Source organism: Anaerobacillus sp. 1_MG-2023 (assembly GCF_030547345.1).
GTDB classification, from domain to species: Bacteria; Bacillota; Bacilli; order Bacillales; family Guptibacillaceae; genus Guptibacillus; species Guptibacillus hwajinpoensis_B.
The window spans coordinates 119874-133829 of sequence record NZ_JAUORD010000006.1 but is presented as its reverse complement, the minus strand read 5'-3'; the positions used below and the strand labels follow the sequence as shown (position 1 = coordinate 133829).

General features: G+C 40.2%; 16 protein-coding genes. 15 read left to right on the top strand and 1 reads right to left on the bottom strand.

The genetic code is table 11. From position 1 onward, the window contains the following. The first annotated feature begins 29 nt into the window (after window positions 1-29). The 10 genes from lplA to paaX all read left to right on the top strand — a co-directional run bounded on the left by lplA (window position 30) and on the right by paaX (window position 8528). Window positions 30-1019: a lipoate--protein ligase gene (gene lplA / locus Q4550_RS12360; RefSeq protein WP_303533089.1), complete on the top strand. Its 990-nt coding sequence runs from the start codon at window positions 30-32 to the stop codon at window positions 1017-1019. 245 nt (window positions 1020-1264) lie between these two features. Further along, on the top strand, window positions 1265-2791 hold the full coding sequence (locus tag Q4550_RS12355; RefSeq protein WP_303533087.1) for a fatty acid--CoA ligase family protein: 1527 nt from the start codon (window positions 1265-1267) through the stop codon (window positions 2789-2791). A 144-nt stretch (window positions 2792-2935) separates the two neighbouring features. Further along, window positions 2936-3868 carry a 1,2-phenylacetyl-CoA epoxidase subunit PaaA gene (gene paaA, locus Q4550_RS12350; RefSeq protein WP_303533243.1) on the top strand — a complete coding sequence of 311 codons (933 nt, stop codon included), beginning with the start codon at window positions 2936-2938 and terminating at the stop codon, window positions 3866-3868. Window positions 3869-3874: 6 nt separating this feature from the next. Beyond that, window positions 3875-4216, top strand: a complete 342-nt coding sequence (gene paaB / locus Q4550_RS12345) for a 1,2-phenylacetyl-CoA epoxidase subunit PaaB (RefSeq protein WP_303533085.1) — start codon at window positions 3875-3877, stop codon at window positions 4214-4216. Beyond that, a complete protein-coding gene (gene paaC / locus Q4550_RS12340; RefSeq protein WP_303533083.1) occupies window positions 4216-4992 on the top strand; it encodes a 1,2-phenylacetyl-CoA epoxidase subunit PaaC in 777 nt (258 codons plus the stop codon). Before paaB ends, paaC begins: the two co-directional genes overlap by 1 nt. An 18-nt stretch (window positions 4993-5010) precedes the next feature. Next, a complete protein-coding gene (paaD, locus tag Q4550_RS12335) occupies window positions 5011-5484 on the top strand; it encodes a 1,2-phenylacetyl-CoA epoxidase subunit PaaD (protein WP_303533081.1) in 474 nt (157 codons plus the stop codon). A 25-nt stretch (window positions 5485-5509) separates the two neighbouring features. Further along, window positions 5510-5830: an EthD family reductase gene (locus Q4550_RS12330; protein WP_194220243.1), complete on the top strand. Its 321-nt coding sequence runs from the start codon at window positions 5510-5512 to the stop codon at window positions 5828-5830. A gap of 19 nt (window positions 5831-5849) precedes the next feature. Then, window positions 5850-6623 carry an enoyl-CoA hydratase/isomerase family protein gene (locus tag Q4550_RS12325; RefSeq protein ID WP_303533242.1) on the top strand — a complete coding sequence of 258 codons (774 nt, stop codon included), beginning with the start codon at window positions 5850-5852 and terminating at the stop codon, window positions 6621-6623. A 140-nt stretch (window positions 6624-6763) separates the two neighbouring features. Beyond that, window positions 6764-7540, top strand: a complete 777-nt coding sequence (locus Q4550_RS12320) for an enoyl-CoA hydratase-related protein (RefSeq protein ID WP_303533078.1) — start codon at window positions 6764-6766, stop codon at window positions 7538-7540. A 94-nt stretch (window positions 7541-7634) separates the two neighbouring features. After that, window positions 7635-8528, top strand: coding sequence for a phenylacetic acid degradation operon negative regulatory protein PaaX (paaX, locus tag Q4550_RS12315; RefSeq protein ID WP_303533077.1), 894 nt, complete (start codon window positions 7635-7637; stop codon window positions 8526-8528). A gap of 42 nt (window positions 8529-8570) precedes the next feature. Here the strand turns inward: paaX and Q4550_RS12310 are convergent, their stop codons facing one another. Further along, window positions 8571-9095 (bottom strand): gamma carbonic anhydrase family protein, encoded by a 525-nt coding sequence (locus Q4550_RS12310; protein ID WP_194220240.1) that lies wholly within the window; start codon window positions 9093-9095, stop codon window positions 8571-8573. Window positions 9096-9265: 170 nt separating this feature from the next. Between Q4550_RS12310 and Q4550_RS12305 the strand changes: the two genes are divergently transcribed. From Q4550_RS12305 to Q4550_RS12285, 5 genes are all read left to right on the top strand, one after another. Further along, complete coding sequence (locus Q4550_RS12305; RefSeq protein WP_303533076.1) at window positions 9266-10234, top strand: NAD(P)H-dependent flavin oxidoreductase; 969 nt, start codon at window positions 9266-9268, stop codon at window positions 10232-10234. 228 nt (window positions 10235-10462) lie between these two features. Next, complete coding sequence (locus tag Q4550_RS12300; protein WP_303533241.1) at window positions 10463-11434, top strand: ABC transporter substrate-binding protein; 972 nt, start codon at window positions 10463-10465, stop codon at window positions 11432-11434. 103 nt (window positions 11435-11537) lie between these two features. Further along, the gene (locus Q4550_RS12295) at window positions 11538-12572 is read left to right on the top strand and encodes an ABC transporter permease (protein WP_303533075.1); all 1035 of its coding nucleotides are present in this window, start codon (window positions 11538-11540) and stop codon (window positions 12570-12572) included. After that, window positions 12538-13332, top strand: coding sequence for an ABC transporter ATP-binding protein (locus Q4550_RS12290; RefSeq protein WP_303533074.1), 795 nt, complete (start codon window positions 12538-12540; stop codon window positions 13330-13332). Before Q4550_RS12295 ends, Q4550_RS12290 begins: the two co-directional genes overlap by 35 nt. A 213-nt stretch (window positions 13333-13545) precedes the next feature. Next, window positions 13546-13941: a thioesterase family protein gene (locus tag Q4550_RS12285; protein ID WP_303533073.1), complete on the top strand. Its 396-nt coding sequence runs from the start codon at window positions 13546-13548 to the stop codon at window positions 13939-13941. The last annotated feature ends 15 nt before the right edge of the window (window positions 13942-13956 follow it).

The window sequence follows — 13956 nt, the reverse complement described above, 5'->3', positions numbered from 1 at the left end:
TAGAAGAAGAATATACAGGAGGTAAGGCTATGCTTTATATAGATAATGAAAATATCATGGATGCGGGGCTTAATCTGGCAATTGAGGAATACATTTTGAAGGAGCTTGATCCTGAGGAAACCTACTTGTTGTTTTACTCGATGAATCCGACAGTGATTGTAGGAAAAAACCAGAACACTATTGAGCAGATTGATACGAGTTATATACGCGAAAATAACGTGGATGTGATCCGTCGTCTTTCTGGTGGTGGGGCCGTCTATAATGATCAGGGTAATTTAAGTTTTAGTATTATTACAAAGGATGATGGAAACAGCTTTCATAACTATAAGAAATTTACGGATCCGGTTGTGAAGGCTCTTGGTAAGCTTGGTGTCGACGCAGAGCTAAGTGGACGAAATGATTTGCTCGTGAATGGCAAGAAAATTTCAGGTAATGCGCAGTTTTCGACAAAAGGTAGAATGTATAGTCATGGTACGCTCATGTTTAATGTCAACTTAGAGAATGTCGTAAAAGCACTTAAAGTTAACAAAGAAAAAATCGAGTCGAAAGGGATTAAATCGATTCGAAGTCGTGTTACGAATATTAGCGAGCATATGGATCGGGAGATGACGCGAGAAGAGTTTAAACAAACGCTCCTTCAGTATATTTTCGAAGAGAAAGAGGAGATCCCATCTTATAATCTGAAGGAAAAGGATTGGGAGGCGATTCACAAAATTGCTGAAGAGCGCTATAAAAACTGGAACTGGAATTATGGTCGATCGCCGAAGTTTAATGTTCAGCACTCCAAACGCTTTCCAATTGGTTCGATTGATGTTCGACTTGAAGTTAAAAAAGGATACATCGAACAGGCTACCATTTTTGGAGATTTCTTTGGTGTTGGTGATGTAAAAGAACTTGAAAACAAATTAGTTGGTGTTCGCTATGAACCTGGTTCATTGGAAGAAGCACTTCAACATTTAGATGTTTCTCATTATTTTGGGAAAATAACAAAAGAAGAGTTTATCGATCTTCTTTATTAGATGAAAGAAGCTGGGAGACCAGCTTCTTAATTTTTTTATTTCCTGTGAGATTGGCTATCTAACTAGCTTAATAAAATAAGGGAGTATTAGTTTTTATCACGATCTTTCCAAAAAAAATACTTTTGCTGTTGTGATTAAAATTATGAACTTTACTCTGTTCCCCTTGCTACTGAAATTTTCTTCCAATATAATATATTTAGAAAATTAAAAATGAATGATTACTCATTCACATAGGAGGAGAGCGAATGAATTTATCTCAGCAATTAACAGAGACAGCTGCCACTTATCCTGAGAAACAAGCATACATTTATCAAGATAATGCTGTATCTTACAAAGAGTTTGAGCATAAGGTTTCTATGTTTGCTGCGAATTTATCGGCAGAAGGAGTAAAGAAAGACGATCATGTTGCCCTTATTTTAGGAAACTCGCCGGAATTTCTAATTAGTTATTACGGTGCATTAAGAGCGGGTGCAGTCATCATTCCAATCAATCCTATCTATACCCCTGATGAAATCGGCTATCTCCTTCATAATGGAGATGTGAAAGCAATCGTGACGTTAGAGCAGGCACTACCTCTCGTTGAAAAAATGGCCGATCAACTTTCTGGTGTAGGTCTTGTTGTTTATATTGGAGAGGGAACAGAAAGTAGAATGATTTCAAACACCAAATTGAAAACGTTTACAAACATGCTTGAAGATCAAGGTAAGTTATTACCGGAAATAACCATTAATGAAGATGATCTTGCTGTTATCCTTTATACATCCGGTACTACCGGAAAACCAAAAGGTGCAATGCTTACCCATAGGAATATATTTAGCAATGCATCAGATACAGGATCATATCTCCAAATCTCCTCACAGGATGTGGTGATTACAGCCCTTCCGATGTTTCATGTATTCTGCATGACTGTTTCAATGAATGCACCGCTTATATCAGGCGGAACCATTGTCATCCTTCCTAAGTTCAGTCCTCAAGAAGTTTTTCGTGTTGCTGAGAAATACAAAGCAACAATTTTTGCTGGTGTACCAACAATGTATAATTTCCTCTATCAATATCCTGAAGGCCGTGCTGACTACTTTCAACATATGCGTATTTGTATTTCTGGAGGGTCATCCTTGCCTGTCGCCCTTCTTCACCGTTTTGAAGAAAAGTTTAATGTCCGCATTTCTGAGGGATATGGGTTATCAGAAGCGGCTCCCGTAACGTGCTTCAATCCATTAGACCGACCTAGGAAAGCTGGTTCAATCGGTCGGAACATCACTAATGTCGAAAACAAAGTAGTTGATGAACTTGGACAAGAACTTTCGGTAGGGAGGGTTGGTGAACTGGCAGTTAAGGGACCTAACGTGATGAAGGGGTACTATAAAATGCCGGAGGATACAGCCGTTACCCTTAAAGAAGGGTGGCTATTTACAGGCGATTTAGCAAGAATGGATGAAGAAGGGTACTTCTATATAGTGGATCGCAAAAAAGATATGGTAATCGTCGGAGGTTACAACGTTTATCCAAGAGAAGTAGAGGAGGTTCTTTACAAGCACCCAGAAATTGTAGAGGCTGCAGTTGTCGGGATACCTGATCCGAATTTTGGGGAAGCTGTGCAGGCTTTTGTTGTAACGAAGCAAAAGATTTCAGAAGAAGAAGTTATGAGCTTTTGCAAAGAACATTTAGCGAAATATAAGTGTCCCACGACAATCGAATTCATTGAAGAACTTCCGAAAAATACGACTGGGAAAATTCTGAGAAAAGCCCTTAGAAAACAAATAAACGTCTAAACAAAAAAGCTGATCCTATTGGGATCAGCTTTTTGTTATGAATAATCAGAAAACAATTGATATTTATATGACAATAAAATATAATGACGTTAAATAAACGTTATATAGGTGGTGTGTGGAATAGTGAGAACTTCGGAAGCTCAAATGGCTAAGTTTATGGATCGCATTGATAAGGGAGAAAAGATTGAAGCGGATGATTGGATGCCAGATGATTATCGAGAAGCCTTGATTAGGTTAATTTCAATGCATGGAATTAGTGAAATCATGGGGGCGTTGCCAGAGAAAGAATGGGTTCCTAAAGCCCCTACCCTTTATAGGAAACTTGCGATTATGGCGAAAGTACAGGACGAAATGGGGCATGGACAGCTACTGCTTCGTGTAGCTGAGGATTTAATGGAACCACTAGGAAAAGATCGAGATGACATTATGCAGGACCTTTTTTCTGGAAGGTTGAAATTCCATAATGTTTTTCATATGGAGGCACCGACTTGGGGAGATGCCGGAGTGATTGCTTGGTTAGTAGATGGTGCGGCAATTATTTCGCAAACGATGATGTTAGGAACTTCTTATGGACCGTATGGCCGTGCTTTGAAACGCATCTGTGCGGAAGAGGTGTTTCATGCTCAGCATGGGGAAAGCATTATTATGGCTCTAGCGGAAGGAACTAAAGAACAGCGTGCCTTGTTACAAAATTCTATTAATAATTGGTGGCCATCTCTTCTTATGTTTTTTGGACCGAAATCAAAAGCGGATACTGGTCATACGAATCAGGATAAGAATATGCGCTATAAGCTTCGAACGAAAACAAATGAACAGCTGAGACAGGAGTTTCTTACGAAGTATGTTCCAAGAGTTTGGGCGTTGGGATTAACCATCCCAGATGAGACGTTAACGTTTGATGAAGCAACTGCTCAATGGACGTATCAGCAGCCGGATTGGCAAGAATTCAAGCAAATTGTTACTGGAAATGGACCTAAATCGAAAGAGCGATTAGCACTTCGCGTTCGTTCATATGAGATGAATAGCTGGGTAAGAGATGCACTCGGTTCAAGCGTAAAAACGAATTTAGTGAGGTGATAGGGTGTGAGTGAAGAAAATAATCAGTTTTATGAAGTTTATGAGGTTTTTAGTAAGAAGACGGATACCGCATCACTACAGCATCAGTTTAGTCTTCTTGCACCTAATCGTGAGCTCGCCTTTATTATGGCGAAAGAAAATTTTTTTAGGAGAGAGCAGGCAGCTGATATTTGGGTAGTGAAACGTGATCATATTAAACGGATGAGTCAAGAGGAACGAGAGGCAATGAAGCATCTGGAGAAGAATTATCGTGAGACTAAGGGATACGGCTATTTAAGGAAAAAGTGGCGTCAGTATGAGCAAGAACAGCTTACTGAAAAAGACATTATGGGAGGAGGCGAGGGGTAATGAAATCTGAGGAATATCAACGATGTATGATTGAACTTATCTATCAATTAGCAGATGATGACTTTATTCTAGCTTATAGGGGATCAGAATGGCTCGGCCTCGCTCCTCATATCGAAGAAGATGTGGCGTTTGCATCGATTAGCCAGGATTTAATGGGGCATGCAGCGCTTTATTATTCATTGTTAGAAGAACTTGGTGAAGGCGAGGCTGATGTTTTAACACATCAACGACCAAGTGAGCATTTTCGTAATTCAGTGCTTGTGGAGTTACCGAATGGAACGGGGACTTATTTAGATAATCCATCGTATGATTGGGCTTTTACTGTTGTCCGAAATTACTTTTATACACTCGCAAAAAAAATCCGGCTTGATTCTATAAAACAAGAATCTTATGAGCCTCTTCAACACATTGTTCAAAAAATCTCTATTGAAATGAGCTACCATATGATGCACTGGGAAGTGTGGTATGGACAGCTAATGAATAGTACTTCTGAAGCGAGGATCAGAATGGAGAAGGCGATCAGCACCGTGCTTGAAGATCTAGGTGGTGTTTTTTCATACGGTCGTTTAGGAGATCAAATGGTGCGCCTCTCGCTTATTGAAGGCGAGGAAATTCTTAAGCAACGTTTTATTGAATACTTAAATAAAAAAGAGTCTACTTTTACAATGGGCATGAAGCAAGGAGATGGACGAAACGGGATTCATACAACGCATTTAATGACAGCATTGGTTACTCTTTCAGAAGTCTATCAATCTGTGCCTGCAGCTGAGTGGTAAGGAGGGGGACAACATAGAATGTTTCTTAAAGAAAGAGTCATGGAGGTTCTTGAAACTGTAAAGGATCCTGAAATTCCAGTTGTAAGCGTTGTCGATCTTGGGATAATACACGAAGTTCACATCTCCAATCACCGAGTGACAATTGAAGCTATGCCGACATTCTCTGGCTGCCCCGCCCTAGATATGATCAAAAGGAATATTGAGTTGGCTGTAGAAAGTATTCCTGAAGTGGATTTTGTAACTGTCACTTTCATTCGGTATCCGATCTGGACAACGGACCTTGTTTCTACAAAAGGAAGGGAAGCCTTGAAAAAGTTTGGCATTGCTCCCCCAGAAGTACACGATGGGAAGGAATGGAGAGTACCCTGTCCTTATTGTGAATCAGTGTATACAACGATGGACAATATTTTTGGGCCAGCTGCTTGTCGAAGTATATTGTATTGCAGGTCGTGTAAGAATCCATTTGAAGCGATGAAGCCTGTGTCGATTTAATTAAAATAAGAGAGGTTGATGAAGAATGGTCAAATTAATCGCATTGTACAAACAACCGGAAAATGCTCAAAAGTTCGATGAACATTACTTTAATACACATGCTCCGATTACATCAAAAATTCCCGGTCTTAAAAAAATGGAAGTAACTAAAATAGTTGGTTCACCAATGGGGAAAAGTGACTACTATCTTATGTGTGAAATGTATTATGAAGATCACGAAGCGATGAAAGCTGGTATGAAGTCGCAAGAAGGAAAAGCCTCAGGGAAAGATTTGATGGGGTTTGCGGGAGATCTTGTTACACTAATGGTTGGCGAAGAAGTTGGAGAGACAGCAGATACAAAGTAGAAGAGGCGGTGTTAGTAAGATGTTCGAAACGATTGAGTATGAAGTGAAGGATCGTGTAAGTTGGGTTCGTCTAAATCGACCGAATAAATTGAATGCGTTTACATCCTTGATGAACAAAGAAATAGCTACAGCGGTCAATCAAGCAACAAACGATCAAGAGGTTCGCTGCATTGTTATTACAGGTAATGGAAGAGCTTTCTGTTCTGGTCAAGATTTAGGTAGCGTTGAAGAAGGTGTGGATCACGCGGAAATGCTCAGGTCTACTTATAACCCAATGGTGAAAGAAATAACGTCATCAAGTAAGCCGGTGATCGCTGCTGTGAATGGAGTAGCGGCGGGAGCTGGAATGAGTCTTGCTCTAGCGTGTGATTTTCGGTTAGCTCATGAGCGTGCAAGCTTTATTGAGGCTTTTGTTCATGTTGGGCTTGTTCCTGATTCTGGGAGCACTTACTTTCTACCGCGCTTACTTGGTCATGCGAAAGCACTGGAGCTTGCTATGCTTGGAGAGAAAGTAAGTGCTGCAGATGCCAAAGAGCTTGGTCTTGTGACAGACATGTTCTCAAATGAGTATTGGGAGCAAGGAATTAACCAGTTTGCTAATCGCTTAGCGAGTCTTCCTCCTAAAGCGGTGGAGCACATTAAGCAAAACTTTCAAAGAAGTTGGGAAAGTAATCTTGATGAAGTACTTGAGATGGAAGCTGTGACTCAAGGAGAAGCTGGAAAAACGAATGATCATCTTGAAGGCATTCAAGCATTTACCGAGAAACGCAAACCAATTTTTCACGGCAGTTAAGTTATGAGAGAAAAAAAGCAGGAAAATGGGGGCAAATCAAGAATAGATGCTATAGAGTGAAAGTAGCCGTGGTGGTTGATTGCGTAATCAGCTCCCCCGGCTCTTTCCTATGCTTACAAACATAGAGGAGGTTTTTTTTAATGGCTGTCGTTACATATGAAATGAAAAACCATGTGGCATACGTAATGTTAAATCGTCCAGATGTATTAAACTGCTTTAATTATGAAACACTCTCAGTTCTTCAAGGCATTGTTGATGATATTTACTCAAATCGAGAGGTACGTGCCGTTATTTTTATGGGAGCCGGTGAAAGGGCTTTCAGTGCAGGGGCGGACTTAAAAGAAAGGCGAACGCTTTCTGAAAGTGAGGTACGGCGAAATGTAAAGAAGATTCGTGAGGTTTTTTCCTCTGTTGAATCGCTTCCCCAGCCAACGATCGCTGCGCTGAATGGTTTTGCTTTTGGGGGAGGGTTTGAGCTCGCTCTTGCATGTGATTTTCGATTTGCCGTCGAAGGAACAAAAATGGGCTTAACTGAAACGAGCCTTGGCATCATACCTGGTGCGGGAGGAACGCAACGATTACCTCGTTTGATTGGAACAGCGAAAGCGATGGAATTAGTTTTAACTGCTCGCAAACTATCATCTGTAGAAGCATACGACTACGGAATTTTAAACGGTGTTACGACTCGTGAGAATTTACTAGGTACGTGTGAAGAGCTAGCGAGAGAGATCTGTCAAAATGCTCCTGTTGCGGTACAGCAGGCGAAATTTGCCGTTCGTGAAGGTATGAATGTGGACTGTCATACTGGTATGGCTATTGAATCTAAAGCATATGAAGTAACAATTCCAACAGAGGATCGTCTCGAAGCGTTAGATGCTTTTGCAGAGAAAAGAAAACCAGTGTTTAAGGGAAAGTAAAAGTTGCTTTGGACCAATGGCTCTGGTAGTATAACATCATATTTAAGCGACGTATTCATAACGGAATGAAGTTGTGATGAGCGGGGGTATGATGATGAGTGAAGGGTTAAATACAAGATCAATGATTTTTACACTGTATGGAGAATATATCAGACATTATGGAAATGAAATTTGGATCGGAAGTCTGATTCGTCTTTTGAAAGAGTTTGGTCATAACGATCAATCTGTTCGAGCGGCCATTTCAAGAATGAGTAAACAAGGTTGGGTGGAATCCAGGAAAGAAGGTAACAAAAGTTTTTATTACTTAACAGATCGCGGTGTTAAAAGGATGGATGAGGCTGCGCGAAGAATATTTAAACTTCAACCTTCAGAGTGGGACGGAAGATGGCGAATGTTGCTTTATAACATTCCTGAAGAGAAACGTCATATTCGCGATGAGCTGCGTAAAGAGCTAGTGTGGAGCGGCTTTGGAAGTTCTTCTGCTAGTTTATGGCTATCTCCCAACCATCTTGAAGAACAGGTGAATTTGCTAATTGAGAAATATGATATTCGCGATTATATCCATTTCTTTATAGCCGATTACAAAGGACCGCACGAGAGCATGGCTCTTGTAGAGGAATGCTGGGATTTGAATGAAATTAGTAAGAAATATCGTGAATTCATCCAAATGTATAGTGAGCGCTATGTGATTGATCGAAGTAAAATTGAAAAAGGTAAGATGAGTGATGGGGAGTGCTTTGTTGAACGGGCAAAGCTGGTTCATGAATATAGAAAATTTCTCTTCGTTGACCCAGGACTCCCCTCAGAACTATTACCTGAAGAGTGGCCGGGCGAGCATGCGGCTACGTTATTTAGTGATTATTACAGAACACTTGCACAGCCGGCTTCTCGCTTCTTTGAAGAAATTTTTAAAGAAGGAAATGAGTTAACAAACAAAGATAATGGTTATGATGCCTTACAGCATCCTCTCTTAACGGATCGCCTATAAAAAGAAGGAACGGAGGATTAACCTCCAGTTCCTTCTTTTTTTCTATTCTTTAATTTCGAACGAGCTTTCTTTAAATTCTTTCCCTTTTGTTTTATAAGTTTCAATGGTTAGCTTGATCAGCTCTCTATCTTTATCTGTCAGTTCACGAATTACTTTACCTGGTGAGCCAAGCACCATGCTGTTTGGCGGGATTTTTTTACCTGATGGAATGAGTGTATGTGCCCCAATTAAAGAACCTTCTCCTATATCAGCTCCATCAAGAATGATTGCGCCCATTCCGATTAAAGCACCTTTTCGAATGGTGCAACCATGAAGAATGGCGTTATGACCAACTGATACCTCATCCTCAAGAACGAGAGGATACCCTTCAAATAGATGACAGGTGCAGTTGTCCTGAATGTTGCATCCTTTCCCGATACTAATCGGTGCTTCATCACCTCTTAACACAGCGTTAAACCAAACTGTAGAGTCCTCTCCGATTGAGACATCTCCGATGATTTTTGCTCCGGGTGCGACAAAAACATTTGGAGCGAGAGTAGGTGCTATACGATTATATGAAAATAACATAGTTGCTCTCCCTTCTTTTTTAGCTTACAAACTATTTTTTCAGTGTTTCAAAATAGAAGTTTCATATTAAGCAGGAATTATGTTGATCTTCTTTGAATGTTACTAATAAGTATAACACGAATGTTTAGTTTCGTATCATTATCGTTATATGAATGAAAGGAGGGATATAAATGAAAAGAGTCTGTCAGCTATTTTCCATTCGTTATCCAATTATACAGGGGGGGATGGGGAATATTTCGAGTCCGATTCTTGCATCGGCGGTATCTGAAGCAGGAGGACTAGGAACGATTGGAACTGGAACGCTTAGTCTTGAAGAAGTGGAGAGCCTCCTTCTTGATATGAAACAGCGTACAGCTAAACCATTTGCTCTCAACATACCAATTACTGTTACAACAGATTTAAAGGGGATGTGTGAACTTGCAGTAAAACATGCAGTTCCTATTGTTTCTCTTTCCGCAGGAAATCCTGCACCTTATGTTCCTTTTCTTAAAGAGTGCGGTATAAAAGTTATTTGTGTAACGGCTAGTGTCAAACAAGCGAAAAAAGCAGAAGAATCCGGTGCAGATTTAATCGTAGGAGAAGGGTATGAAGCAGCTGGAATTAATTCTCCACTTGAGATTACTACGATGACCCTGATTCCTCAGCTCGTAGCAAGTGTGCAAATACCAGTTATTGCAGCAGGTGGGATTGGAGATGCTAGAGGGTTTGCTGCAGCCTTAGCTCTTGGGGCAGAAGGAGTACAGATGGGTACACGATTAATTGCGACAGAAGAATCGCCATATCATGAGCGATATCTAACAAAGCTTCTAGAAGCTAACGATACTGAAACAGTTATCGTTGGGAGATCTGTTGGAAAAGTGAGAAGGGTTTTGAGAACTGAATACGCAGATCAGTTATTAAAAGCTGAATTAAGTGGAGTAAAGCCTGAAGACTTTGCGGCGATGACTGATGAAGAGAAACATCGGATAGGAGCAGTAGAAGGACGACTTGGAGATGGATTTATTAATGGAGGACAAATAAGTGGGATAGTCAATTCTATTCCTTCTGTCCAGAAACTATTTGAAGACATGGTTGAAGGGGCATTACTAATTTATAAAAGCAAATTGGAAGAGTTTGAGAAAATATCTATGAAGAAGTAGTCATATATCAAGTGTTATTTTTAAAATATATTAAATAATTCCAATTGTTTGAATATTCGTTGACAAGCTAGAATAGCAAGTGTACCATAACGATACGATATCCCGGTTTAGTCAAGGCTTTTCAGTGGATAAAGAATATAACAACAATAAGTTTAGAAAACTTATTTGGGGGAGGACAGGCGTTTGAGATCCTGGAAAAAATGGTTAGGTATTTCTCTAGTTAGTGTGATGGCTCTTGCGGGTTGCGGAACGAACAATTCCTCATCAAACACGGATTCTAGTAGTGGCGAAGCAGAGGATAAGGAGTCTTATACAATTGGCGTGACTCAAATTGTTGAACATCCTTCTCTAGATGCTGCTTATGAAGGATTTAAAATGGCGCTTGAAGAGAATGGATTTAAAGAAGGCGAGAACATTTCCTACGATGTTCAAAATGCGCAGAACGATATGAACAATAGCAATACGATTGCACAAAATCTAGTTGGAGATGAAGTCGACCTAATCTTTGCTAATTCAACACCAAGTGCACAATCTGCATTAAATGCGACCTCAGATATTCCAATTCTTTTCACATCCGTGACTGATCCAGTCGGTGCAAAGCTTGTTGAAGATTTTGATAAGCCGGGAGAGAACATTACGGGAACGACTGATACACATCCAGAAGCCATTCCGAAAACAATTGAATTTATAGCAAGTGAATTTGACGCAAAAAATGTAGGACTCATCTACAATGCTGGTGAACAAAATTCTGTTGCGCAAGTGGACATTGTAAAAGAAGCGATGGAAGGTACAGACCTGAAGGCTGTTGAGAAAAGTGTCTCTACTTCAGCTGAAGTTAAACAGGCTGCAGAAGCACTTGTTGGTAAGGTGGACGTGATTTACATTGTAACTGACAATACTGTCGTATCAGCACTTGAATCGGTTATCAGCGTAGCGAATGATAAAGATATTCCGATGTTCGCAGGAGAATTCGATTCTGTTAGCCGAGGAGCATTTGCAGCATATGGCTTTGACTATAAAGATATTGGATATGAAGCTGGCCTGATGGCTGCGAAAATTTTGAGGGGGGAAGAGACGACGACAGATATCCCCGTTCAATACCCTCAGAATTTAAAACTTAAAATGAATCAAACAGCGGCAGAAGAAATGGGCATCGAAGTGAAGACAGAATGGGAAGAGATGGGGGAATATATCGAGTAGATCAATAGGTTCGAAAAAGAGAGAGTTTTCTTTTTCGAACCTATTTTTATCAGATGGACTATGAACGTGTTTTCAAATGAAATGGAAGAGGAGGGCGCTTAAAATGGGCTCAGCAATGTTTGGGGCAGTAGAATCTGGCATTATATATGCCATTATGGCACTCGGAGTGTATTTATCATTTCGAATTCTTGATTTTCCAGACTTAACTGTTGACGGAAGTTTCGTAACAGGGGCAGCCATTGCTGCTATTCTGATTGTAAACGGAACAAATCCCTTTTTTGCTACGCTTGTAGCCATTGGAGCTGGTTTCTTAGCGGGTTGTGTGACGGGTCTTCTACATACTAAAGGGAAGATTAATCCTCTTCTTGCGGGAATCTTAATGATGATTGCTCTTTACTCAATCAATTTGAGAATAATGGGGAGATCGAATGTTCCACTCTTAAATGAACAATCCATTTTCACAAAGATAGAAGGCTTTTTTGAGACATCGGGACTTGATTCGGTTTTAAATAATATGACATCAGGTATTGGCTTAGGAAATCTCACTTCAACATGGGCTATATTAATAAGCATGCTGGTTGTTACGACAGTGATTAAAATTATGACTGATCTTTTCTTACGTACTCAAATTGGTCTTGCCCTTAGAGCGACAGGTGACAATAAACGAATGATTCGGAGTTTCTCAGCAAATACGGATGGGCTAACGATTATTGGACTTGGACTCTCAAATGCACTTGTTGCGTTAGCAGGAGCGTTAATTGCTCAGTATAGTTCATTTGCAGATGTGGGTATGGGAATCGGAATGATCATTATTGGTCTTGCGTCGGTTATTATTGGGGAGGCTATCTTTGGAACAAGGACGATAGCTGTGACCACATTCGCGGTTATAGGTGGGGCGATTGTCTATCGTATTGTTGTGAGTCTTGCTCTCCGAGTAGATTTTCTCGAAACAGGTGACATGAAATTAATTACTGCAGTTATCGTTATTGCTGCACTTGTTCTTCCGCAATTAATTGATGGTCAGAAAGAGCGAAATCGTAAAAAACGAAAACGCCTCCGGCAAGAAGTGAAATTGAAAGAAATGAAGGAGGGGGACGAAGGATATGCTTCAACTAAATCAAATTCACAAAGTATTTAACGAAGGGACTCTTGATGAAAAAGTAGCGTTAGAAGACATTAACCTAACCCTTAAAACCGGCGATTTTGTAACCGTCATTGGAAGTAACGGGGCTGGTAAATCGACTTTAATGAATATGGTATCTGGCGTCTTAACACCTGACGTTGGGGACATATTCATTGATAAAAAAAAGATTACAAGTTTACCAGAATATAAGCGGTCAAAATTGATCGGGCGTGTTTTTCAGGATCCTATGGCTGGAACAGCGCCGTCGATGACGATACAAGAAAATTTAGCATTAGCTTATAATCGAAATCGGAGACGAACGTTAATGAAGGGCGTGACGAAGAAACTGAAAACAACTTTTCAGGAAGCGCTCGAAACACTTCACCTCGGCCTTGAAGATCGCTTATCCGCAAAAGTTGGTTTGCTTTCAGGAGGAGAGAGACAAGCGCTCTCCTTATTAATGGCGACCTTTACAGAACCAAAAATGCTTTTATTAGATGAACATACTGCAGCACTTGATCCAGCAAGAGCAGCTCTAATCACAAAACTAACCGGAGAAATTGTGGAGCGAACGAACTTAACGACACTCATGGTTACTCATAATATGCAACAGGCCTTAGATTTAGGGAACCGTTTAATTATGATGGATAGCGGTAAAATTATCTTAGAAGTAGAAGGAGAGGATAAACAGAACTTAACGATTGAAGCGTTACTTCATGAATTCCAGCGAATAAAAGGAGCCAAACTGACAAATGATCGCGCCCTGTTAGGATAGTGAAGTTAGATAATAAGAGTAAGAGCCCCCACTTAGCGAAATATGAAGTGGGGGATTTGTTCCTATAATAGCTCGTCAATTGACTCATAATCTTGAAGTTCACTATATTGTTTTGATTTTTTTGACAATTCATTGACGGTTAATATACGCAATGTTATTATATCGTTAAATAAACGTCATATATTATATCGTGATGTTGAAGGGGTGAAGCAGGTGAAGAGTGGTATTACGATCGGCCAAAGTGCTGTTATTCAAATAGAGATAACCCCTGACATGTATGCAAAATTTGAAGGGAAAGTAGTCCACAAGGCATATTCAACTGTTTCGATGGTTTACCATATGGAATGGGCAGCAAGACAGCTAATTCTTCCTTTTCTTGAAAAAGAAGAGGAAGGTATTGGTGGGGGTGTTGAAGTAAAACATCTAGGGCCAGCTTGCGAAGGACAAATGGTCGAGATCTTTGCCGTTATCATTTCGCTAACACACAAATCTGTCATTAGTCGAGTAGACGTGAAAAGAGGATCAGAACTTATCGGGACAGGGAAAGTGATTCAGTTCATTCTTCCTAAGAACGTTATCGATGAAAAATTAGCAAGCACTAAAATGTAAGCGATTTCATAAAGG